This window comes from Lentibacillus sp. L22, assembly GCF_040812445.1.
GTDB classification, from domain to species: domain Bacteria; phylum Bacillota; class Bacilli; order Bacillales; family Amphibacillaceae; genus Lentibacillus_C; species Lentibacillus_C daqui.
This window is the reverse complement of the sequence record NZ_JBFNXI010000106.1, coordinates 1-1,058: the sequence shown is the minus strand read 5'-3', so window position 1 is coordinate 1,058 and position 1,058 is coordinate 1. Positions and strand designations below refer to the sequence as shown.

The 1,058-nt window shown below is 35.1% G+C and carries 1 protein-coding gene; it reads right to left on the bottom strand.

The features are described 5' to 3' along the window. Nucleotides 1-117: 117 nt before the first annotated feature. On the bottom strand, nucleotides 118-252 hold the full coding sequence (locus ABRT01_RS18235) for a hypothetical protein (protein ID WP_269411745.1): 135 nt from the start codon (nucleotides 250-252) through the stop codon (nucleotides 118-120). Nucleotides 253-1,058: the final 806 nt, after the last annotated feature.

The following is a 1,058-nucleotide window of genomic DNA, read 5'->3' as shown; positions in this document are numbered from 1 at the left end:
GGGCTGCAGGTCTGCCTAACTATATCAAGGTGTACCTGCCTAATTTGTGCTGCGAAAGTTGAGGTCTTTATTTAAGAAATTAGGTAACCATAATCCAAAATCGAAATAACCTAGTTGTTATTCAGATTTTTCATCTTCATCATCTTCCCAAACAAATGGGTTATGAACCAATGCATGATGACAAGAAAGTTGAACAGATAATTCAGGCTTTAATGTATTTTTTTCTTCCTGATCTTGATTATAATTTTCCACTAGTTACACCTCCCTTTTAAGTTGTGAACCGGTTTATATTAATTAAAGCATTCAATGTAAAGTTTTGCAAGTGATATGAATTATTTGATAACAGGTTATACTCAAGTAGTAGTAAGGAATTAAGATGCATTAAACTCCAATTAGTAATTCAGGTTATTGGTGTATACAGTTTCTTCTTAAAAATCAGCTTAAAAGACAGAGATGCCAAAGGATTCCGAGACAAATCTAAATTAATTGGTTCCTCGCTATATAGTGTTGAATGCCGTTAATTTTCCAGAATCGGACGTGAGGTCAAATATTTAAGTTATAGGTGGAGAATGTTGAGCCGGCAACTGAACCCATTCCCTTGTCCGGTTTAGCTTTGATCATATTACGGTCAGTGGCAGATCCAACATGAGGTGCCCCAAATTAACGGCATAAATACAGCCCTACTAATTTGCTATTTCAACATTAGATAGCGAAGAGCCAATTAATTCATCCCAGCTGTATGTGCAATAGTTTCATTGAACGATCCAATAGCCTCCCCCACAAATTCAAACTGCCTGAATTTTTGTCCAGCTAATTGACATTTTCGTATTACGTCTATTCTTCATTCAATACCTTCTCAATCATAGGATGAATATCCGGCACAATTTAACACGAATAATTCATCTTTCTAATTTGCTATCGGCATTCATCCCGTATAGCCCAATATTAATGACCAGAACATTTAATCCCTGAAAATTTTCCATAATACATATAATCCTGAATTATTCACTGAAATTCTATAATACAGTTTAAATGCTTATCTGACAGTCGGTTTAGCC